The organism is Endobacterium panacihumi (genome assembly GCF_050847465.1).
Taxonomy (GTDB): Bacteria; Pseudomonadota; Alphaproteobacteria; order Rhizobiales; family Rhizobiaceae; genus Neorhizobium; species Neorhizobium panacihumi.
Genome location: NZ_JBOZRA010000003.1, coordinates 172,642 through 192,866, shown reverse-complemented (window position 1 = coordinate 192,866; position 20,225 = coordinate 172,642). Strand labels below are relative to the sequence as shown.

Sequence of the window (20,225 nt, the reverse complement as noted above, 5' to 3'; positions counted from 1 at the left end):
TGAGATCGGAACAGCACGTACCTTGAGGATCGAGTTGGCCAGACCGAGGCTACAAGGCGCAGAACTTCGAGCGCTCGCGAATAAAAAAGCGTCGATCAATTTTTTCGGTAAAATTTTTCAGTGAAAACAGGATTTACAAGATTAAATATGGCTCACCCTTAATTAATTTCAACATGTCATGAATTTTAATTTTAAATAATCTGACGCGTAAATTAGGAAAACTCTGTATTTTCCATGAAATCAACATCATAAGAAAATATATTTTCTTAAAAATATTATTGCCGTTGAAATTTATTAGATCGTCACGACATAAAGTCGAAGCGATGGACTTTTGAAGGCTGCTGCTTGGCGATTCCGCGACATGCCGCGCTCCCCCCCCCACAAGCAAGAGAGTATGTCCATGACACTGGCCTTCCCCAACAATGCGCGAAGCTATGACGTAGCTCGAGAGCGCGTACGTTTTTCCGGCCACGACGGAATGTTTGAGGTGTGTTTTATCGTGGCGGGAGAAGTGCTTGCGGGCAACGCCACCAGCCGCAGGGCCAGTGAGGCGGAATATCTTGCGTCATTTGATGCCCTCAAGCCGAGGATCTTGAAGGCTGCTCAGGTGGCCTACGAGGCAAACCGTAGCCACACCATCCATCTGAATCTCCAAAACTTCCGCTGAATTGGTGGCAGCTTTTTTCGGCGAGGCCAAAAGGTCACAGCTTAACGGAGCAATCAGATGCACATTATCCAGCAAAAAGTCTCACCCGGTGACGCCGGCGAACCGGTGGTGGTTGAGTTTATTGGCGAAGACGGCAATGCCATCTCCGTCAGCATGAACAACTATGGCAAGGCGCGACCATCAGATGATGAAGCCGTTAGTGATGCGAAGACTATGATGGCCGACGTCGCGTCATGCAGTAGGGAAAATATGGCGGGAGAAATCCCCACCGCCTCGCCTGCCCGTCAGGCACCAACCAGCCGGGGCAACAGTCCCATAGACTGACCTTGATCATAACCGACGAAGGCGTAATCGCGGTTTGCCTGCCTGTCGCACGGCGCGATGTCTCGCCCACAACCTGCAGCAGGCAAAAGGACATAGATGAGCAATGTAATGAATCATTATAAAGCACCTGATACGGCGTGGCTCAAGATATTGGCCGCCTACCGGAAACCTGATGTCGCGCGCAGTATTGTCGAGCTGGCTTTGACACTGATCCCTCTGATCGCGCTCTGGTTTTTAACGTGGGCCGCGATCGATCACGGCCATTGGTATGGCATCATCCTGGTCATTCCCGCAGCCGGTTTCTTGCTGAGACTATTTATGCTTCAGCATGACTGCGGCCATGGTTCGCTGTTCGGTGTACGACGTGCGGACGATTGGACGGGGCGTGCGATCGGTGTCCTCACTCTAACCCCATATGACTATTGGAGACGTGCGCATGCCATGCATCACGCGTCAGCCGGCAATCTTGATGAACGCGGCATCGGTGACATCACGACCCTGACAGTCGCAGAATACGAGAGAATGGATTGGAAAGGCAGGCTGGGCTATCGCTTGTATCGACACCCCCTGGTGATGTTCGGCATAGGGCCTGCCTGGCTTTTTCTTTTCAAGCAGCGGCTTCCCTTGGGACTGATGCGATCAGGCGCCCTACCCTGGATTTCCACCATGGCAACCAACGCTGCGATTACTGCTTTCGTGGCCTTGTTGATATGGGCGATCGGGCTTGGAGCGTTTCTGATCGTGCATTTGCCGATCGTGCTCCTCGCCGCCTCGGCCGGCGTGTGGCTATTCTATGTGCAGCACCAGTTCGAAGAAACCCATTGGTCAAGGCCCCCACAATGGACCTTTGCGCACGCAGCTTTGCATGGCGCCTCCCACTACGACCTGCCGCAACCACTACGCTGGATATCCGGCAATATCGGCATGCACCACGTGCATCACCTGTCCAGCCGTGTGCCGTTCTATCGATTGCCTGACATATTGCAGGATCACCCCGAACTGGCCAGCCTCGGGCGCATGACGCTGATGGACAGCCTGAAATCCGTAAAGCTGATACTCTGGGACGAGCACTCCCAGAGACTTGTATCCCTTCGCGAGGCGCGAGGTTTGTCTGCTCCGTAAAACCCCGCCTTCGGTTTCACGGCAGGTCTTCATCTGCCATGTCACGGCCCCTGTCCAAAGGAAATTCAGCTATGCAAGCGGCTGTTCTGGTATCCACATTCTTCTCGATTTTCGCAACAGCATCCGCCATTGCGGCGGAACCGGTGATACAGGTATTGTCTGGACCAGCCCCCTTCATCGGCTCAACAGATAACGGGGTCACCCGCTCTTACTCATTCAAGGTCATCGCAACCGGCAGCACAACATTCCGTCTGGATGCAGACAACCTGGCATGTGGTTACGATCTGCAAAAATCGTCGAAGCTTGGATTTCTGCCATCTGCCGGGCGCTTCCCGCTCCGACATATCGACAAGGCGGCCGCCGGAGACGTGTACACCCTGTCGTTTTTCCAAAACCGATCTGCGCGGATAGCGAAAGACGTTTGCAACTTCTCTTTCACCGTAGAATGATCGAGCAGGCTCCTTGCCATTGGCAGCGAAACGCCTCAGTCGGCAATCGACATGATTGGGCCGCCGGAGAAATCAGGCACCGTGAAGTGACAAAATTCTCGCACCGTCCCGAATAGGGACTCCAGCGCGAGCACGGACGGCTTACGTTTGTGAGGCTATATAGGCAAACAATACTATCCGCACCATACTATTAAGAAATATCAGAGCTCTCGTATATCGATGGGATCTCTTCCTGCAACATGCAGGCCGCGGCTCTTGGCTCGGTATGTTTGATGATTCGAATTTGCGGCAGATGTGGGTGGGTTAAGGTCTTGAAGAGATTCGAACTCGCCACAAACGAATAGAAAATTGAATGTTTTCAGCAGCATAGCCCACATTAAGCTACCTATGTTACTGATCAGCCTGCATCTCAGCATCCCAGACAGCTATGGATTGGACTCTCCGCACGTGCGGATTTGATCAGCGAGCATCAGTTCTCTTAGCCAGAGCCATTACACGGGCGAGATATAAACGACGCTGACTGGCGCGCCCGGTTTCTGGTGAGTGCGGAGATTAGAGGCAACAATCTCCGCAAATTTGCGGACATAATTCTTGCTATTCTCCGCAGATGAGCTCTATCCTGTGATATGACCTACATCTGGCAATCCACCCAATGGCCGAAATTCGAGTGGCACATTGACCGCCTTACATCAAGGATTGCTGCTGTACGCCTTGATCAAGGACGTCTTGTTGGCCGCGTCGAGAGCCTGGGCTTTCGTACGCGCGAGGCGACATTTCTCCGAGCGTTGACCGATGACGTCGTGAAATCGTCAGCGATCGAGGGAGAACAACTGGACGAGCAACAGGTTCGATCCTCGCTCGCCAGGCGACTCGGCATCGATATCGATGGTTTTGTTACTCCAAATCGTTCAATCGAGGGCATCGTCCATATCACCCTCGATGCTACGATCAATTGCGCGGAACCACTGACGGCAGAGCGACTGTTCCAATGGCATGCGGCCCTTTTTCCGACTGGCCGCAACGAATGGGGACATAAGCTTCGTGTCGGCGATTGGCGTGACGACGCTGGCGGTCGTATGGAAATCGTTTCTGGTGCATTCGGGCATGAGAAAGTCCACTATGTTGCTCCGCCGGCAGATAGCGTAGAGGCAGAGATGTCGGCCTTTCTTGAATGGGTCAACGGTTCGCACGAACTGGATCCCCTCATCAAAGCAGCAATTGCCCATCTCTGGTTTGTTGCGATCCACCCTTTCGGCGATGGAAACGGCCGCATAACTCGCGCAATCGCCGACATGACGCTTGCACGCAGTGGTGGTGGAGCCCAGCGGCTCTATTCCATGTCCGCAGCAATCGAGCGATCCCGCGTCGGCTATTACGAAGCCCTGCAATCTATTACCAGCAACGATAGCCTCGAGATCACGAGCTGGATTGAATGGTTCCTCGATCGTCTGAACAACGCTGTCGGCGAGGCGCTGCTGACCCTCGACAATGTGATGCTGAAAAATGATTTCTGGCAGGCGCACACCGCCAGCGATCTCAATGCGCGACAAGCCAAGGTCCTCAACCGACTGCTAGAGGGAAATTTCCAAGGCAAGCTCACATCGACAAAGTGGGCGAAACTGACGAACGCATCCCAGGACACAGCATCTCGCGACATTGCAGACCTGATAGCGAAAGGCATCCTGCAAAAAGGAGAGGCCGGGGGGCGAAGCACGGCCTACGAGCTTGTTTTAAATTTCCCTAAGGACCACGTTCCCCCATCTGGATGAAATCCAGTCGCCAATGATCACGCTGAGGTGACTTTATGGCCGCGGTTAAACTCTTGCGAGGTTGTGAACCAATGCTACTGTGGATCAATTCGTCGGCCGTTCCATCAACGCATTTATGACGCCGGGAACAGCGCAGTGATCTGCTGATGCAGGTTTGCAACGGCCTTAAAAGAAGACAAACGCACTCAAATTAAATTCCAGCACCGGACTAGCAAGGCGCTGGGGCGTGCTTTAGCGCTCTCATACGCACACGTTGGCGACTTTCGCGAACGACGGAATGACCGGCTAAATCCCTATGACGACCAAAATCGCCCGACTGCTGAACTCTTTCGTTCTTCTGAAGCCCCAACTGCTCGCAACCGCGCGTCAGCGACGGATCGATCAGGCGCTGGCCGAAGATCTTATCCAGGATGCCTGGATCAAGGTTCAGACCGCGATGCCGGAACATCGCATTGAAAATCTTGCGGGATACATTCACCGGACCGTTTCCAACACCGCGATCGATCATTTGCGCCGCGAAAAACGCCGTCGCGAAATCGATGCCGAGGTTCAGAATATTCTTAAAGACGACATCGAAGACCGCTCCCCGGAACGCGCCATCATGGCCCGGCAGACACTCGACGCGGTGACCGAGACTCTTGAGGCGATGCCGGAGCGCTCGCGCCGGATATTTTTGATGAACCGGATGGATGGTCTCAGCCATAAGCGGATAGCCGAGCTTGAGGACATTACCGAGGAAGCCGTCTATTATCATATCCGGCGGGTTCTCGAACGTCTGGCCGTTTTGCGCCGCGAGATCGATGCGTGAAACCGTTTCGGCGGATCGACCTTTGCCACCTGTGTGATAAGACCGTCGATATTCAGTCCCTTTCACAAAAACGCTTCGATATATGACCATGAGCGACACCGACCAGGATCGACCGGAGAACCATCGCGTCGCACTTGATGCGCGTGACTGGCTCGTGCGTTTGACATCCGGGTCGCTCAGCGCTGCCGAACTCGAGCAGTTCAAGCTCTGGCGGGACTGTCGCCCCGAACATCGTGCCGCGTTCGACCACGAGAGGCGGTTCTGGAACCAGCTCGACCGCCTGGCGCCACCAGCCGGCACTATCGCGCAGGTGCAGACTTCCGGCATGACCCGCCGCTCCCTGATTGGCGGCGGCGCAGCCCTTGCCGCTGCGTCGGCAGGCTTTGTCGCCGCGCCGCGCGTTTCGCTGTGGTGGAAGGCCGATTTTATTGTACCTGCCGGAAGCCAGCGCGAAGTGCCACTGCCGGACGGCACGGTTGCAGCGGTAAACACCGGCGGAGCCCTCAAGGTCGACTTCCGGACAGGTTTGCGTCTTGTCCATCTCCTGCGCGGCGATGCAGAGTTCCGTATTCCGCCCGCGGCGGACGGCAGCCCGTTTCGCATCGCCGCCGGTGGCGGCAACACGGACATGCCGGATGGGCACATGACGATCGGTTATGCCGACGATTTGACAACGGTTGCCGTCGTTGCCGGACATGCGGCCGTCTATAGCCCGCTTGCGCCGGACGAAACCGACTTGTCACAGAGGCCCCGCGTCGATCTCGCGCCGTCGCAGCAGACCACCTATCTGTCCGGAGCCAATCCCGGCCAGCCCGGTGCTGCCGATCTCGAAATGCTGCTCGCCTGGCGGCGGGGAAAGATCATCTTCGAAGGAAAACCTTTTGCCGCCGCTATTTCCGACATTGGTCGTTATGTTGCCGAGCCGGTCATCCTGCGGCCTGGTATCGATCGCGAGCTTGCCGTCAGCGGCATATTTTCCACTACGCAACCCCTTGCCGCGTTGCAGTCGCTGGCCAAGACGCAAGCATTGTCGGTCCGCCGCATTCCGGGTGTCGCGATCATTCTTGCCTGAAATCGCAAATAATTCCGCAAACGCGTTTAGGTGAATCCTTCTGCCAATCGTCAACAATTCATACACGGCCGAAAAGGCCGGTGTCGGAACGATGATCTGTGCGTAGGGGCGACGGAATGAGGGACTATCAAAACGGCAAGCGGCAGCAGGCCTCGGGCGCAACGGTGCTGCAATCGCTGATGGCGGGTGTGGCGATATGCGTCGCAGGCATGACCACGGCCGGCATCAGCACACCTGCGATGGCGCAGACGAGCCAGACGGTCAGTTTCGACATCCAGCCGACTTCGCTATCGCGGGCGCTGCGACAGTTTTCGCAGCAATCCGGCATTCAGGTCGCCTACCGGACGGTCATTGCCGCCAACGCCACTGCACCGTCCGTGAAAGGTCAGTTGACGCCACAGCAAGCGCTTTCGACGCTGCTCGCGAGTTCCGGATTGAGATACAGCTTTACCGGCAGTGCCGCCGTTACTATTCTTGCCGCGGATGCTGCCACCGGCTCTGTCGACAGTTCGGGAGCGACCGTTCTCAACACCATCGTCGTCGCTGGCGCCGGCGGCGCATTCGAACATGTTGACGGATACCGCGCCGACAGTTCGTCTTCCGGAGCAAAGACCGACACGCCCATCATCGAAACGCCGCAGTCGATCAGCGTCGTGACGGCAGACCAGATTGCCAACCAGCGGGCAACCTCGCTGTCCGAGACGCTGGCCTATACGCCGGGCATCGCCACCCAGTCCGGCGGCTTCAGCCGTATGGTCGACGATTTCATGATCCGCGGGTTCAACACCGCCAGCGGCAATACCGGCACGCTGCGCGACGGCATGAAATTCCAGTCCAGCGTCTATGACGGCGGCCAGGAGCCGTACGGGCTGGAGCGTGTCGAGGTTCTGCGTGGCGCCTCTTCCGTTCTTTACGGCCAGGTCGCACCGGGCGGCATCGTCAACGCCATTTCCAAGCGCCCGACGGCAACGCCGCTGCGCGAGGTCAATGTCGAATATGGCAGCTATGACCGAAAGCAGATTTCAGCCGATTTCGGCGGCCCGATCGATGCCGAAGGGGTCCTGTCCTATCGCCTCACCGGCCTTTACCGCGATGCCGACAACTGGGTCGACAACACGCCGGACAACAAGGCCTATATCGCACCTGCCCTGACATGGAAGCCGGAGGAAACGACGTCTCTGACGCTGCTCGGCAGCTACCAAAAGGTCGATACCGGTTTTGCGCCGCCCTATTTCTTGTCGGACATCACATCCGGCAAGCTGTCGCGCGACACATTCACGGGCATCGACGGCTTCGACACGTACCAGTCCGACATCTATACGATCGGCGGCATATTCGATCATGAGTTCGATAACGGCCTGAAGCTGCACAATTCTGCCCGCTATTTCCATGCCGATATCCAGTGGAACTACATGATGCCGAACGTGGTGCCGGTCAGCGCCGGCGGCGTGATGACTCGCCTGGCGTCGGAGCGCGCAGAAACCTCCTATGGCATCACCTCCGACCATTCGCTCGAATACACGTTCGATGCCTTCGGAGCAGAACATACCTTGCTGGGCGGCTTCGATTTCTACCGACGCTCCTACGACAGCCATCGTTATCGCGGCACCGCGAGCCAGTTGAACCTCGACACAGGCGTCAATTCCGGCGGCCCGAATGTCAGCTATGCCGTCGATCGCGGTTCCGACAGCATCGGCGACCAGTATGGCATATATCTGCAGGACCAGATCAAGTTCGACGATCACTGGATCCTTTTGCTTGGCGGCCGCCACGACTGGGCGGACAGCAGCACCAGGAGCTACCAGACTGGCGCCGTAACCAACCAGCGCGACAATGCTTTCACCGGGCGCGCCGGCCTTGTTTATCTCTTCGACAACGGCGTTGCACCCTATGTCAGCGTCAGCCAGTCCTCCCTGCCGCAAGTGGGATCCGATTATCTGACCGGCAATGCCCTCAAGCCCAACGAAGGCCTGCAATACGAGACCGGCATCCGCTACCAGCCGCTGGGCACGAATCTCCAGTTCAGCGCCGCGGTTTACGATCTCAACCAGAAGAACGTCGTATCCTACAGCTCGACGGGCAACGCCTACCAGCTAGGAGAAGTGCATTCGCGCGGGCTCGAACTGGAAGCGCGCGGCGACATCGGCAACTGGGGCCTGGTTGCAGCCTACACGTTTACAAATGCCGAAATCACCCGCAGCGCCAAGATCGCGGAAATCGGTCAGCAGGTGGCACTGGTGCCGCGCCACAGCTTTTCGCTCTGGGCCGATTATGGCCTCGACGACCTCGGGCTGGAAGGCGTGCGCCTCGGCGGCGGCATGCGTTATGTCGGAAAGACCAACCTAACCGACAGCACGATCGACGGCCCGAGCTATGTGCTGTTCGATGCAATGGCGAGCCTCGATCTCGGCAAGCTCAATACCGATCTCGAAGGACTGGATTTCAAGGTCAACGCCCGCAATGTGTTCGACCGCAAGTATCACACCTGCGTTTCGCTCGATGGCTGCCGCTTCGGCGAGCCCATGACGGTGTCGGCGACCTTGTCCTACAAGTGGTAAAGCGCATGCCGATCAGCAGGCGTGACGTGATGGAAGCGGCGCTTGCCGCTCCCATTGTCCTGTTTTTCGCACGGCGGTTGCGAGCACAAACCGTGCCGCAGACACAGCGTCTTGTCAGCCTCGACCTGTTGATCACCGAGCTATTGCTGACATTAGGAGAAGTGCCGATTGCCATCGCCAATATCCCACTTTACCGCCGGCTGGTGGCAAGCCCTGACCTGCCGGACAGCGTCGAGGATCTCGGCCCTCTCAACGAACCCAATCTGGAATTCCTGCAACGGCTTGTGCCGACGCGCATTCTGGTGGCCGACTGGCAGGCGTCCGGCCTGACACCGCTGGCGCGTATCGCACCGGTGTCGCCGATCCGCGTGTTTCCCGGAAAGACGCGGGCGCTTGAGCATTGTGAAAGCCTGCTTTCAGACATGGCTGCACTGACAGGCCGCCAGGCAGAGGCAAAAACAGCCATTGCCGCAACGGCGACCGCGATAGACACGGCTCGGAGCCTGCTGAGCGGCTTTTCCCGACCGGTCTATATCTGCCGTTTCAACCGCGACGGTCGCAATATCGCGCTGTTCGGCGGCAATGGCATGCTGGGCGATGTCGCCGGCCGGCTGAACCTTCGCAACGCTTATCCGGGCCGGGTGAACGGCGCCGGCGTGACCAACGCGCCTCTGTCGCGGCTGGCAGAGGAACCCGATGCCGTCATCGTGCATTTCGATCGTGGTGCGGAGACGGACGTTGCACTGGCGCGGCTAGAGGAAAGCGCGCTTTGGCATGCGCTGCCCGCCGTGCGCAAAGGTCGCGTCGTGCGTATGCCGGTGATCTATCCGAGCGGCGGCCTGCGCTCGGCTGAGCGCTTTGCCACCCAGATCGGCACCCAACTGGCGGCGCTTGCCGATGGCTGATACCACGCGATCCAACCGGCCTCGGCTGCTCCTGCCCGTCATTCTGACGATCCTGGCGGTGCTGCTGTTTGCCGCTTACCTGCAGATCACCGGGCTAGCCGCCGCATGGCCGCTTTTCGGCACGCCGGACGCCTCTCTCACATCGGTGCAGCTTTTTTATGGGATCCTGCCTCGCTTCATCGTCGCATTGGCGGCCGGCGGGCTGCTGGGTCTCGCCACCGCACTGATGCAGCAGGGGCTTGGCAATCCGCTTGCCGAACCCGGAACGATCGGGCTTTTGTCGACAAGCCGGCTGACCGTGGCTGCCGCACTCATCTGGCTTCCCGCCTTTGCCGGTGGCTTTGTCCTGCCGGTCCTGGCTGGCTCGCTCATCGGGCTGGTCGCCCTGCTCGGTCTGTCCTTGCGGCGACAGCTATCACCGCTTTTTCTCATCCTAAACGGACTGGTGCTCGGCCTTGTCTGCGATGCCGTCACCTCGATGCTCATCCTTACCCGTTACGAAGAGATTGCCGATCTGCTTCTGTGGCAGTCGGGATCGCTGGTGCAGGACAACTGGCAGGTCGCTCGCCTGTTGACCGCATGCCTTGCAGCCGTGACGGCCACCGTCTTCCTGTTGCGCAGGCCACTGTCCCTGCTCGATCTCGATGACGCGGCGGCCAAAAGCCTCGGCCTGTCGCCGATGATGGCAAGGATGGCGGCAATCGGACTCGCCGCCATCGCCGCGGCAGCGGTCACCGCCCATGTCGGGCTGCTGGCCTTTGTCGGACTGGCCGGTGCGGCCCTCGCCCGCCTATGCGGCGCACGCGGCTTTGCCGGTCGCGCGGTTTTTTCGGCACTCCTGTCCGCCGCTCTGTTGTTGCTGACCGACCAGACGATGCAGATGGCCGAAATGGTCATGGCAATCCCGGCGGGCACGGTGACGGCCCTGTTTGCCGCGCCGCTGCTTTTGTACCTGTTGCATTCCGCGCGGACACAGCCGCGAACCGGGCGCGCATTCGATCTTCACGTTCCGCATCGCCTTGTTTCCACGCGCCGCGTGCTGCTTGGTCTGGCGGTTCTCGCCATCATCACCATCGTGATCGCCCTGATGGTCGGCCGGACACCCGACGGTTTTACATGGGCGACGGCGAACGAGGCTGCGCAACTGCTGCCATGGCGCTGGCCGCGTGTCGCCGGAGCGCTTGCAGCAGGCGGCATGATCGCGCTTTCCGGCTGCCTGATGCAGCGCATGACCGGCAATCATCTCGCAAGCCCCGAACTGATCGGCGTCTCGTCCGGCGCAACGCTGGTCATGCTGCCGGTGATCTTTTTCCTGCCGCCACTCAGCCGCAGCCAGACCATGCTGGTGGCCGGCATCGGTGCTCTGCTGTTTCTCCTCATAGCACTGCGTCTTGCGCGCCGGTCCCAATACGCGCCCGAAAAACTGCTGCTCACCGGGCTGGCGATCACCGCGCTCAGCGGCTCGCTTCTCTCGTCTGCCATCTATTTCGGCGATATTCGGCTGACACGCCTGATTGGCTGGTTGTCCGGTTCGACCTATGCGGTGACCGGGGCCGATGCCGTGATCGCGCTTGCCCTGCTCGCCGTCGCGGCTGCCATCCTGCCGCTGATGCAGCGCTGGCTGGGCATGCTGCCGCTCGGAGAGCCGGTCGCCGCCTCTCTTGGCGTCGAGATCAGGCTCGCGCGCCTTTGCGTCATCATTCTCGTTGCACTTCTCACCGGCATTGCCACCGTCATGATCGGGCCGGTGACCTTTGTCGGGCTGGTCATTCCGCATCTCGTCAGGCTGATTGGCCTGCGCAAGCCTCTGGCACAAACCGTCGGCTGCGTCCTTGCGGGCGCAACGCTGATGATCGTATCCGACTGGATCGGAAGAACCATCGCCTTTCCATGGGACATCCCGGCGGGACTGGTGGCAAGTGTCATCGGTGCCGTGGGCTACGGCATTACCACAGGCCGAAACAGCAGATGATCCCAGAACTTTCCCACATGTTCCAGGGTCCGTTTGCGGCGCTCGGTGAAACGCTGAGCGTCAACACCACCCCGACCATGCCTCTCGGCGACTTTTGCTCCTCAATGCAGTTGAACGAGACCCTTGACATATTTGCGCGGCGTTGGCCCGACCCGGACCCGAGAGTGGTGGCGACGCAGTGGTCGAAAACCTATTTTTCAAGCCTCCTGCCTGCGGTCCTTCTGCCTTGCCTGCTGCATAACTGGCATCTGCCGCTCTCGCCGCAGAAAATGGGCATTCGAATATCGACGGCGGGCGCGGTGTCGGGTTTCGAATTGCCATCGCCCGGTGGACGTCGCAACTTGCCGGAAGGCGAGCTTGGGCGCTTTGATTTCCTGGTGATCCACCACTTACGACCAGTGATAGAGATGCTGGCCGCGGCCACCTCGCTGCCCGCCAAAGTGCTCTGGAGCAATGCCGGAAACGTCTTCGAGAATGTTGTCGGCCGCGCATCGCTCTTGGTCGGCACTGACCATCCGACGATACGGGAGGCCATGGCTATCATGGCAGAAAGGCGCGACGCCTCCGGTCGCGTCAATCCGTTGTTCGAGCCGATCCGCTACATCCACAAGGCCGAGGAAAGCAGTCGGCAAAGACGAATCTGTTGCCTGCGATATTTCACGCCGGAGCTCGGATACTGCAAATCCTGCCCGAAGCCGGCCACTGTAGTCGCTTGCGGCACTTAAATGGTTTTAAGCTCTTGAACGGGTTTGAACCGTTGACCCTTGCATTGAATACAGATCATCCGGTTTTTATCAATCTATACACCCGAAACGTCAGCTAGATCCCTAACGGCGACTGTTGAATTCTGGATTGCCGCCGGAATCAGAGAAAGTCCTTTTCGGGCTTCCGTATGCAGCGAACATTTCCCGGTCGAAGGAATTCCCACGGCAAGGTCAGAGCCGTTGAAGATGGCTCTTGCCGTGCACTCAGGGTATAGAGGTATGCAAAATGGTCGCATCGTTAGCTTCACAAAAAACGGAATTCAGCGAAAAACCATTCTATTTTCGAAACCATTTTTGCGATGCACTTCTTTGTCTACTAATCAAATAGCTTTTACCGTCAAGGCCGAAACAAGCAACCGCAGGCACCAAGACGCTGAAAGCGGATGGAGATTTGATGAGTACATTAGCGCCGTCGTTGACAATCGAACCAATATTTCACCGCCCGACACCATCGTCTGAAGACCTGAAGGCCGTGATGCGCCATGTCGCGGGCACGGTATCGGTCGTGACTGCTGGGAACGCGGAAGACAGAACCGGCGCCACCGTCACCTCGGCAACCGCGTTGTCTGTCGATCCACCGACGATGATCGTCAATATCAACCGATCGTCATCCACCTGGCCGATTATTGCCAAACACGGCCATTTCTGTGTCAACATTCTCGATATCGAGGATCAGGTCGTCGCCGAGCGTTTTTCCGGTAAGGACGGGCTGAAGGGCCGCCAGCGTTATGGCGGCGCCGAATGGACCACGCTGGTGACCGGTGCCGCAGCGCTGCTTGGTTCACTCGCATCCATCGATTGCGAAGTGGAAGAAATCATCGAGCGGCACAGCCATGCCATCATCATCGGTCGCGTGGTCGCCGTGGCATCGCAGGGCGGTTCACCATTGATCTACAGCCATGGCCGATACGGATCGGTTTCATCCTGACAACGGCGCCTTGATGGATCGGGGGTAGAATACGCCAAGGCCGGCACGGATATTGAAGCTTTATTCTCCTTATACCCCCAGTGGAGCGGCTTGATGTCACGCCGCGGAGGGGCAATCCGTTTACGCTGAAATGCTTTTTCAGGAGGCTCCGATGGGCAATGTCGTTGGCTTGGCAGCAAAGCTCAGGGCGGTTGCGCCCTATATCGCTCACGAAGACCAGACGATCGAGATTGCCAAGTCTCTGGCCGTTCTGCTGCGGGATGGATCGAGCATGCGCGATCGGCAGCGCATTCTGCCATATCAGGAGATGCAGCTTGTCGCGCAATCGGGTCTTCTGGGCGTAACGGTTCCGGCCGAATATGGTGGAGCGGATATCTCCAATCCCTATCTGGCGGAGATGCTCGCGATCCTGTCGGAAGCGGACAGTTCCATTGGCCAGATTCCGCAAAATCATTATTATATTCTCGATGTCCTGCGTCTTGCCGGTAGCGAAGAACAGAAACGCTATTTCTTCACCCGGGCGCTCGCCGGCGACCATTTTGCCAATGCGCTGGCGGAACGGGATGTGAAGGCATCGGGCGATATGGAAACACGCCTTGCGCCTGACGGCCCCGGTTACCGCATCTCCGGCCGCAAATATTATTCGACCGGCGCCCTGTTTGCCGACTGGATCGCCGTCTTCGCGCTGGATATCCACGACAAGCTGGTCATGGCCATCGTCCCGCGCGAAAGCGAGGGCCTGTCCGTCATCGATGACTGGTCGGGCTTCGGCCAGCGCACGACCGCAAGCGGAACGGTCGTCATCGACAATCTTTATGTGTCCGCCGATGCCGTGATCGACAATCACAAGGCGTTTGCGCAGCCGGCTCCACTCGGCGCTCTGGCCCAACTGCTTCACGCCTCGGTCGATCTCGGCATAGCGCGTGCCGCCTTTGCAGACATGATCGATTTCGTACGTACCAAGGCACGCGGCAACAGCAATCTGGGCATCGATGTCGCAAGTGACGATCCCCTGACTGTCGCGCGCACGGGATCGATTGCCGTCAAGATCGAGGCTGCCGCGGCTGTCCTCGAACGCGCCGGGCGCAAGATCGATATCGCCCAGGTCAGCCCGTCCGCGGATGTGGCTGCAGAGGCTTCCATTGCCGTCGCTTCCGCAAAAGTATTGACGACGGAAGCGGCCCTGGAGGCGACGAATGCCCTGTTCGAGCTGGCGGGAACGTCATCGACAGACGAGAGCTTCAATTTCGACCGCCACTGGCGCAATGCCCGCACCCACACGGTGCACGATCCGGTGCGCTGGAAACATCACGCCATCGGCAATTTTCATCTCAACGGCAAACTGCCGGAGCCCAACGGCCAGTTCTGACTCCTGCCCTAACTACCGGATGATCTTGTCGGCGAGATCGGACGACCGTTTGGCGACCATCTGCTCCAGTGTCATCGTATCGAGAACCGCGGAAATGGCATCCCTGACTTCCGTCATCGAATGCCTGACCTGACAGTCCTCCGGATGATCGCAGTCATCGCAGGGTTCGAACGCCGTCTTGCTGGCACAGCGGATCGGCGCCAACGGCCCGTCGAGAATGCGCACGGCCTGCCCGATCGAAATCTCGCAGGCCGGTTTGGAAAGGGCATAACCGCCGCCCGGCCCTTTTTTGGAGCGCAGGATGCCGCCCTTGCGTAATTCGAGAAGGATGGCGTCCAAAAACTTCTTGGAAATATTGTTCTTTTCGGCGATCTCGCTCACGAAGGCTGTCTTGCCGGGCTCAAGCTGCGCGAGATGAACCAGCGCCTTGAGGCCATATTTTCCTTTTTTTGTGAGCATCGACTGGGCTATGTCCGTTCTTCAAGGCTGGCACGATGTTGACCTTCGATACACGATGGAATGTCGTGGTTCAACAATGACTCCGCCCGGCATGCGGACCTGTCATATCGTCAGCACCATCCGTGGTCGAACGCAGACAGCTTTGACGAGGAAGGTACACGGCGCTTGCACCCTATCGAACGAAAAAGCGGTTCTCCGGCCGCGGTAACTCCAAGTGGTCACGCAGGGTCGTTCCTCGGTACTCTCTCCGAAACAGACCTCGGCGCTGAAGTTCAGGCACAAGCTTTTGGGTTACGTCCTCAAGGCCCTCAGGGAGAAACGGGAAGACGACAGTAAAGCCATCCGCCGCCGATTGTTCCAGCCACGCCTGCATGTCGTCGGCAATCGTTGCTGGCGTTCCGACAAAGGCCAGTCCTGCATATCCGCCATACCGCTGCGCCAACTGTCGCACGGTCAACTTTTCCTCCTCAGCCAGACGCAGCACGGTTTCACGTCCTGATTTGCTGGCATTGCTCTCCGGAATTGGCGGCAGCGGCCTGTCAGGGTCGAAACCGGAGGCGTCGTGCCCAAGCGCAATGGAAAGAGAGGCGATGGCGCTGTCGTAATGAACGAAACTATCGAGCTTGGCACGCTTTGCAGATGCCTCTTCCACGCTATCGCCAATCACAATGAACGCGGCAGGCAGTATCTTCAGATGCTCGGGCGCGCGGCCGACGACGGTCATGCGACCCTTGATATCAGCATAAAGCGCCTTGGCGGCCTCGATATCCCGCGGTGAGCAAAACACCGCTTCGGCAGTTTCGGCGGCAAGCTGGCGGCCAGGCTCGGATTGGCCGGCCTGAACGACCACTGGCCATCCTTGAACCGGGCGGGCGATGTTAAGAGGACCGCGCACCTGCAGCTCAGCGCCCCTGTGATCAAGGACGTGCATTTTTTCTGGATCGACGAAAATCCCGCTTTCCTGGTCACGGACAAAAGCATCATCGGCAAAACTGTCCCACAGCCCGGTCACCACGTCATAGAATTCCCGTGCACGACGATATCGATCGGCGTGATCGACATGCTCATCCCGGCCAAAATTGCGGGCTGCATCCGGATTGGATGTCGTGACGATATTCCACGCGGCGCGTCCGTTGCTGATATGGTCGAGAGAAGCGAAGCGACGGGCCACATGATAGGGCTCGTCGAACGTCGTTGAGGCCGTCGCCGCCAGCCCGATGCGTTCCGTGACGGCGGCGAGCGCCGAAAGCAGCGTGAAAGGTTCAAAGGACGTCACCGTCTGGCTACGCTTCAGCGCTTCTATCGGCATGTTCAGGACAGCCAGATGGTCTGCCATGAAAAATGCGTCGAACTTGGCCTCTTCGAGCTTTTTCGCAAAGAATTTGAGATGGCTGAAGTTGAAATTGGCGTCGGCATAGGACCCGGGATAACGCCATGCTCCGGTGTGAAGGCTGACCGGGCGCATGAAGGCGGTGAGATGCAGTTTCCTGGACATGGCGGCTCGATATCTACGAAAAGCAGGGACAACTATGGCCGGTCGCAGAAGGAACGAAACGCACCTGGTCAGCACCGGTCTCACCGCAATGTCGGCATGCGCTTGTGTGAGAACAAGACCACGGCGCCGCCCCTTCCTCACAAAGCAAATATCTTTTACCGCAGGCCGATTTCGTGGAAATTATCGCATGACCTCCAATACCGTGCTGCCGATCAGCCCCCAAAGTGAAACAGCGCTGATCCCTCACGAAAAGAGATACAAGGGTCTTACGTTGCGGAATGCCTTTGCTTCAGACAGTGACTCCAGAAAAAGGCACATCCCGACTCGCTGGCAAAATAGAGTAGCAAAGCCATGGACAATCATGCTTCGCTCTTTGTGGCATTATCGGACTGAGCGAGACGCCGCAGGCTACAGCCAAAATCTATGCCAGCTTTTAGACTGAGGGACAGGCCGGTCCGGGAGATGGTGGGTTTTGCCTCACCACAGGCCCAGCCTCGGCCCCTAAACCGGCATGCCGGCACTGATCGATCTGCGGGACAGCGGTCATGTGCGAATGATCGGCGTTGGCGCCAGTACGCTGGCGATCGCAATGGCACTCCTCGAACGTTACGATATCGATCTTCTGCTTCTTGCCGGTGGTTTTTCGCTGATGGATCACGCCCAGGCCAAGGACGTGTCACCCTTTGCGCCAAACGCAGCACTGGCATCATTACGGCTTCGCCGTTTGTCAGTGGACGCCATTTCGCGCCGGAAAACGAAGCCTTCCCGCAGAGACTTTAAGTCCGCTGTGCAGAGTTCGGCATATCGGAAAATGCGGCAGTCCTGCAATTTGGACGGTTACAACCCTCGGCTCTTTCCGTGCTTTGGTCGACAAAGACACCGAGCGATGTGGAGGCAACTCTCAAGGCGTTTCAAGAGGTGATTCCGGCCGAGTTCTGGAACAGGCTTGTCGGGGATGGCCTCCTGAAACTCTCATTCCGGAAGCGATCGTCACAGACTGGAATACCGGTCTCCGGCCCGGGAGCAATACAGAAAGACGATCTTCAGGGCGGACGAAAATAACAAGACCATTCCTCCAACAAGGCATGGACAAAAGCTAAAACATATCCAGCTGATGTCGTTGGTCGCTTCTCCTCCCCGACACGACAGAGGCTGTTCCCTCTGAAGGTTTGCGACCTTCACACTTTTAAGGGCGCCGTCCGCGGCAGCCCTTATTTTTTTTACTGAAGCCACGCCAGTGGCTGCCGTTCAGAAACAGGGAGGATATAATAATAACAATGGACGCACGGGCAGCAACAACCGCTAGAATTCAAGCGCAACTCATTGTCAAAAGGCTCATGTGATCAAAGAGAAGGGGACATCGGCAACCTGCCGGCGACCGCAACGGCCCGGACAGGGCATTCGCCGCCGACAGCCCGTCGGGCAGCCACTACGGCGACTGCCTTTGCATGAACCGCCTGAAATTGTGGGACGACAGAGATGGTCGAAACACCAGAAAAGCTCTGCGATCGCGCTTTCTTTGGCGGCCGCCTAGAGGAGAAAAGTTAGCCCTGCAACGAACGAAAATGCTGCAGTAAGCGCGCATCTCCCGGCCCATAAAGCAATAATATCGAATTTTCCGCCTGCTCGAGGCAAGTTTGCGAGCCGGCAGGGTCTCACAATCGTTTCCCTGCTCATGACGGATCCTTAATATACGGGATACATGCCCCAAAGAAAGATTTCCGGCTCGATATCGTCGTCCTCGCGACGCGCCTCATCGGCGCGGGACTGTGGCGGTTCAACCACCTTCGAGCTTTCTTGCTGTCGATTGGACGTCGGCCGCGACAAGCCGAAAAGGTCAAACCCAAAAATGGAAAGGCCGTTATTGGTCATGGTTCGCACTCCGGTTGAACACGTTGACAATGTGATATCCAGAACGCTCGCCGTCAATTTAGTATATAAATTCCATATTCTAACTTTAAGCTCCACCGTATAAAAATACTACCTTCTTTTGCCAATTCACAAAAAATCATTTCTTTGAAGATCATTCCACTTCAAATCAGCGCAAAAATCTTCTGGTGGCAGCCCGGCATGTGCGGCTTCCTGCTGCCGCCAGGCGGACCGGCAACCGTTTTCCGTTCAGCCCGTTCGCCGCAATAAGTTTTCGCTTCAGAAGAAAAATAGTACATAATATTTGTAGATTATTATCTGGGCCGCTGACTATGATGGGTCACTGCGGGTGACCTGACCAGATCTGTTCCGTGATCCCGCAACACCCCTCCTCAACCGAGCGATGGCTTTTGCCGGTTTCACTTCGTAACGGCGTGAACCGGCTTCCGCACTCGCTCCTGCCCCGCGAGCCTGATGCATGACGACGAAAACGACTATCGAGCAGACCGTAAACGGTCCGGCCATTCCCGATCTCATCCGCACTTACCATTCGGATCTCGTCGCCATCCGCCACGACCTGCACGCCCATCCCGAAATCGGCTTCGAGGAGGTGAGGACCTCCGGAATCGTGGCGGAAAAACTTGAATCCTGGGGCATCGAAGTTCATCGCAACATCGGCAAGACCGGTGTTGTCGGTCGCTTGCAGGGACGCCATCCCGGCAACCGCTCGATCGGATTGCGCGCAGATATGGACGCCCTGCCCATGCCGGAGGAGACCGGCCTTGCCTATGCCTCTATCTATCCCGACCGATTTCATGGCTGTGGCCACGACGTGCACACCACGATTCTTCTCGGCACTGCCCGTTATCTAGCCGAAACCCGCGATTTCGCAGGCAGTGTCATCTTCATCTTCCAGCCGGCGGAAGAGGGTTTGGGCGGCGCGCGCGCCATGATCGCCGACGGATTGTTCGACCGTTTTCCGGTGGACGAAATTTACGGGCTTCACAATTCCACCCACTCGCCGCCGAACCATCTGCACGTCACGGCAGGCTCGGTTCTCGCGGGCGCGGATTTCTTCGACGTGACGTTTCGTGGCAAGGGCGCGCATGGCGCCCATCCCGATGTCGCGCATGATCCGATTCCCGCGATCACGGAACTCGTCCAGGCGGCCCAGACCATCGTCAGCCGCAATGTGCCTCCGACGGAGCCGGCCGTGCTGTCTGTCACCAAGATCGGCGGCGGCTCGGCCTACAATGTCATTCCGGAGACGGCGAGCGTGGGCGGTACGATCCGCGCCTTCTCCGACGATGTCCGCAGGCTCATCCGCAAACGCCTGACGACGATCGCGCAGAACATTGCGGCCGCCCACAACCTGACTGCTGAAATCGATATACGCGACATCTTTTCGGTGCTGACCAACCATGCGGATCACGTCGAGATCGTTGCCGACATCGGCCGCGAAGTTCTTGGACACGATCAGGTTTCGACAGCGCCCAGACGCGCGATGGGCAGCGAGGATTTTGCCGACTTCCTGCAACACGCCCCCGGCGCCTTCTTCACGCTTGGCCACTCCGGCACGGTCCCCGCCCATAATCCCGGCTTCATCGTCGACGACGACATCCTGCCGGTGGGCGCGACCTTATTCGCCCGCCTCGTGGAGAGCCGCCTGAAGGCGGCGTGACGACGCATATTTTC

At 58.0% G+C, this 20,225-nt stretch carries 17 protein-coding genes; 14 read left to right on the top strand and 3 right to left on the bottom strand.

Features of this window, described 5'->3' with window-relative positions; all coding sequences use genetic code 11:
• Window positions 1-400 precede the first annotated feature (400 nt).
• The 13 genes from ACRQ1B_RS16290 (at window position 401) to ACRQ1B_RS16230 (ending at window position 14,707) form a co-directional block, all read left to right on the top strand.
• Window positions 401-667: a DUF1488 family protein gene (locus tag ACRQ1B_RS16290; RefSeq protein ID WP_432294820.1), complete on the top strand. Its 267-nt coding sequence runs from the start codon at window positions 401-403 to the stop codon at window positions 665-667.
• 57 nt (window positions 668-724) lie between these two features.
• On the top strand, window positions 725-991 hold the full coding sequence (locus tag ACRQ1B_RS16285) for a hypothetical protein (protein WP_432294819.1): 267 nt from the start codon (window positions 725-727) through the stop codon (window positions 989-991).
• Between the two features lie 96 nt (window positions 992-1,087).
• Window positions 1,088-2,113, top strand: coding sequence for a fatty acid desaturase (locus ACRQ1B_RS16280; protein ID WP_432294818.1), 1,026 nt, complete (start codon window positions 1,088-1,090; stop codon window positions 2,111-2,113).
• A 71-nt stretch (window positions 2,114-2,184) separates the two neighbouring features.
• On the top strand, window positions 2,185-2,562 hold the full coding sequence (locus ACRQ1B_RS16275; RefSeq protein ID WP_432294817.1) for a hypothetical protein: 378 nt from the start codon (window positions 2,185-2,187) through the stop codon (window positions 2,560-2,562).
• Window positions 2,563-3,188: 626 nt separating this feature from the next.
• Window positions 3,189-4,331, top strand: a complete 1,143-nt coding sequence (locus ACRQ1B_RS16270; protein ID WP_432294816.1) for a Fic family protein — start codon at window positions 3,189-3,191, stop codon at window positions 4,329-4,331.
• Between the two features lie 295 nt (window positions 4,332-4,626).
• A complete protein-coding gene (locus tag ACRQ1B_RS16265; RefSeq protein ID WP_432294815.1) occupies window positions 4,627-5,139 on the top strand; it encodes an RNA polymerase sigma factor in 513 nt (170 codons plus the stop codon).
• Between the two features lie 88 nt (window positions 5,140-5,227).
• Complete coding sequence (locus ACRQ1B_RS16260; RefSeq protein WP_432294814.1) at window positions 5,228-6,211, top strand: FecR family protein; 984 nt, start codon at window positions 5,228-5,230, stop codon at window positions 6,209-6,211.
• Between the two features lie 116 nt (window positions 6,212-6,327).
• A complete protein-coding gene (locus tag ACRQ1B_RS16255; protein ID WP_432294813.1) occupies window positions 6,328-8,769 on the top strand; it encodes a TonB-dependent siderophore receptor in 2,442 nt (813 codons plus the stop codon).
• Window positions 8,770-8,774: 5 nt separating this feature from the next.
• Window positions 8,775-9,674: an ABC transporter substrate-binding protein gene (locus ACRQ1B_RS16250; protein WP_432294812.1), complete on the top strand. Its 900-nt coding sequence runs from the start codon at window positions 8,775-8,777 to the stop codon at window positions 9,672-9,674.
• On the top strand, window positions 9,667-11,646 hold the full coding sequence (fhuB, locus tag ACRQ1B_RS16245) for a Fe(3+)-hydroxamate ABC transporter permease FhuB (protein ID WP_432294811.1): 1,980 nt from the start codon (window positions 9,667-9,669) through the stop codon (window positions 11,644-11,646). The genes ACRQ1B_RS16250 and fhuB overlap by 8 nt, the downstream gene beginning before the upstream one ends.
• 164 nt (window positions 11,647-11,810) lie before the next feature.
• A complete protein-coding gene (gene fhuF / locus ACRQ1B_RS16240) occupies window positions 11,811-12,371 on the top strand; it encodes a siderophore-iron reductase FhuF (protein WP_432294810.1) in 561 nt (186 codons plus the stop codon).
• 433 nt (window positions 12,372-12,804) lie between these two features.
• Window positions 12,805-13,338, top strand: coding sequence for a flavin reductase family protein (locus tag ACRQ1B_RS16235; protein WP_432294809.1), 534 nt, complete (start codon window positions 12,805-12,807; stop codon window positions 13,336-13,338).
• Between the two features lie 151 nt (window positions 13,339-13,489).
• Window positions 13,490-14,707, top strand: a complete 1,218-nt coding sequence (locus tag ACRQ1B_RS16230) for an SfnB family sulfur acquisition oxidoreductase (protein WP_432294808.1) — start codon at window positions 13,490-13,492, stop codon at window positions 14,705-14,707.
• Window positions 14,708-14,719: 12 nt separating this feature from the next.
• Here ACRQ1B_RS16230 and ACRQ1B_RS16225 read toward each other — a convergent pair whose 3' ends face one another.
• From ACRQ1B_RS16225 to ACRQ1B_RS16215, 3 genes are all read right to left on the bottom strand, one after another.
• Entirely contained in the window at window positions 14,720-15,166 is a 447-nt protein-coding gene (locus ACRQ1B_RS16225; protein ID WP_432294807.1) for an RrF2 family transcriptional regulator, read from the bottom strand.
• Window positions 15,167-15,338: 172 nt separating this feature from the next.
• Window positions 15,339-16,661 carry an LLM class flavin-dependent oxidoreductase gene (locus ACRQ1B_RS16220; RefSeq protein ID WP_432294806.1) on the bottom strand — a complete coding sequence of 441 codons (1,323 nt, stop codon included), beginning with the start codon at window positions 16,659-16,661 and terminating at the stop codon, window positions 15,339-15,341.
• A 1,686-nt stretch (window positions 16,662-18,347) separates the two neighbouring features.
• Window positions 18,348-18,533 (bottom strand): hypothetical protein, encoded by a 186-nt coding sequence (locus ACRQ1B_RS16215; protein ID WP_432294804.1) that lies wholly within the window; start codon window positions 18,531-18,533, stop codon window positions 18,348-18,350.
• A 475-nt stretch (window positions 18,534-19,008) separates the two neighbouring features.
• Here ACRQ1B_RS16215 and ACRQ1B_RS16210 point away from each other — a divergent pair, with 475 nt between their 5' ends.
• Window positions 19,009-20,211 (top strand): M20 aminoacylase family protein, encoded by a 1,203-nt coding sequence (locus tag ACRQ1B_RS16210; RefSeq protein WP_432294803.1) that lies wholly within the window; start codon window positions 19,009-19,011, stop codon window positions 20,209-20,211.
• Window positions 20,212-20,225 lie beyond the last annotated feature (14 nt).

Coding starts and splice junctions, on each gene's coding strand:
- ACRQ1B_RS16250 (WP_432294812.1), top strand. CDS start 8,775: ATGCCGATCAGCAGGCGTGACGTGATGGAAGCGGCGCTTGCCGCTCCC.
- ACRQ1B_RS16280 (WP_432294818.1), top strand. CDS start 1,088: ATGAGCAATGTAATGAATCATTATAAAGCACCTGATACGGCGTGGCTC.
- ACRQ1B_RS16215 (WP_432294804.1), bottom strand. CDS start 18,533: ATGACCAATAACGGCCTTTCCATTTTTGGGTTTGACCTTTTCGGCTTG.
- ACRQ1B_RS16260 (WP_432294814.1), top strand. CDS start 5,228: ATGAGCGACACCGACCAGGATCGACCGGAGAACCATCGCGTCGCACTT.
- ACRQ1B_RS16225 (WP_432294807.1), bottom strand. CDS start 15,166: ATGCTCACAAAAAAAGGAAAATATGGCCTCAAGGCGCTGGTTCATCTC.
- ACRQ1B_RS16285 (WP_432294819.1), top strand. CDS start 725: ATGCACATTATCCAGCAAAAAGTCTCACCCGGTGACGCCGGCGAACCG.
- ACRQ1B_RS16270 (WP_432294816.1), top strand. CDS start 3,189: ATGACCTACATCTGGCAATCCACCCAATGGCCGAAATTCGAGTGGCAC.
- ACRQ1B_RS16275 (WP_432294817.1), top strand. CDS start 2,185: ATGCAAGCGGCTGTTCTGGTATCCACATTCTTCTCGATTTTCGCAACA.
- ACRQ1B_RS16255 (WP_432294813.1), top strand. CDS start 6,328: ATGAGGGACTATCAAAACGGCAAGCGGCAGCAGGCCTCGGGCGCAACG.
- ACRQ1B_RS16265 (WP_432294815.1), top strand. CDS start 4,627: ATGACGACCAAAATCGCCCGACTGCTGAACTCTTTCGTTCTTCTGAAG.
- fhuB (WP_432294811.1), top strand. CDS start 9,667: ATGGCTGATACCACGCGATCCAACCGGCCTCGGCTGCTCCTGCCCGTC.
- ACRQ1B_RS16290 (WP_432294820.1), top strand. CDS start 401: ATGACACTGGCCTTCCCCAACAATGCGCGAAGCTATGACGTAGCTCGA.
- ACRQ1B_RS16235 (WP_432294809.1), top strand. CDS start 12,805: ATGAGTACATTAGCGCCGTCGTTGACAATCGAACCAATATTTCACCGC.
- ACRQ1B_RS16210 (WP_432294803.1), top strand. CDS start 19,009: ATGACGACGAAAACGACTATCGAGCAGACCGTAAACGGTCCGGCCATT.
- ACRQ1B_RS16220 (WP_432294806.1), bottom strand. CDS start 16,661: ATGTCCAGGAAACTGCATCTCACCGCCTTCATGCGCCCGGTCAGCCTT.
- ACRQ1B_RS16230 (WP_432294808.1), top strand. CDS start 13,490: ATGGGCAATGTCGTTGGCTTGGCAGCAAAGCTCAGGGCGGTTGCGCCC.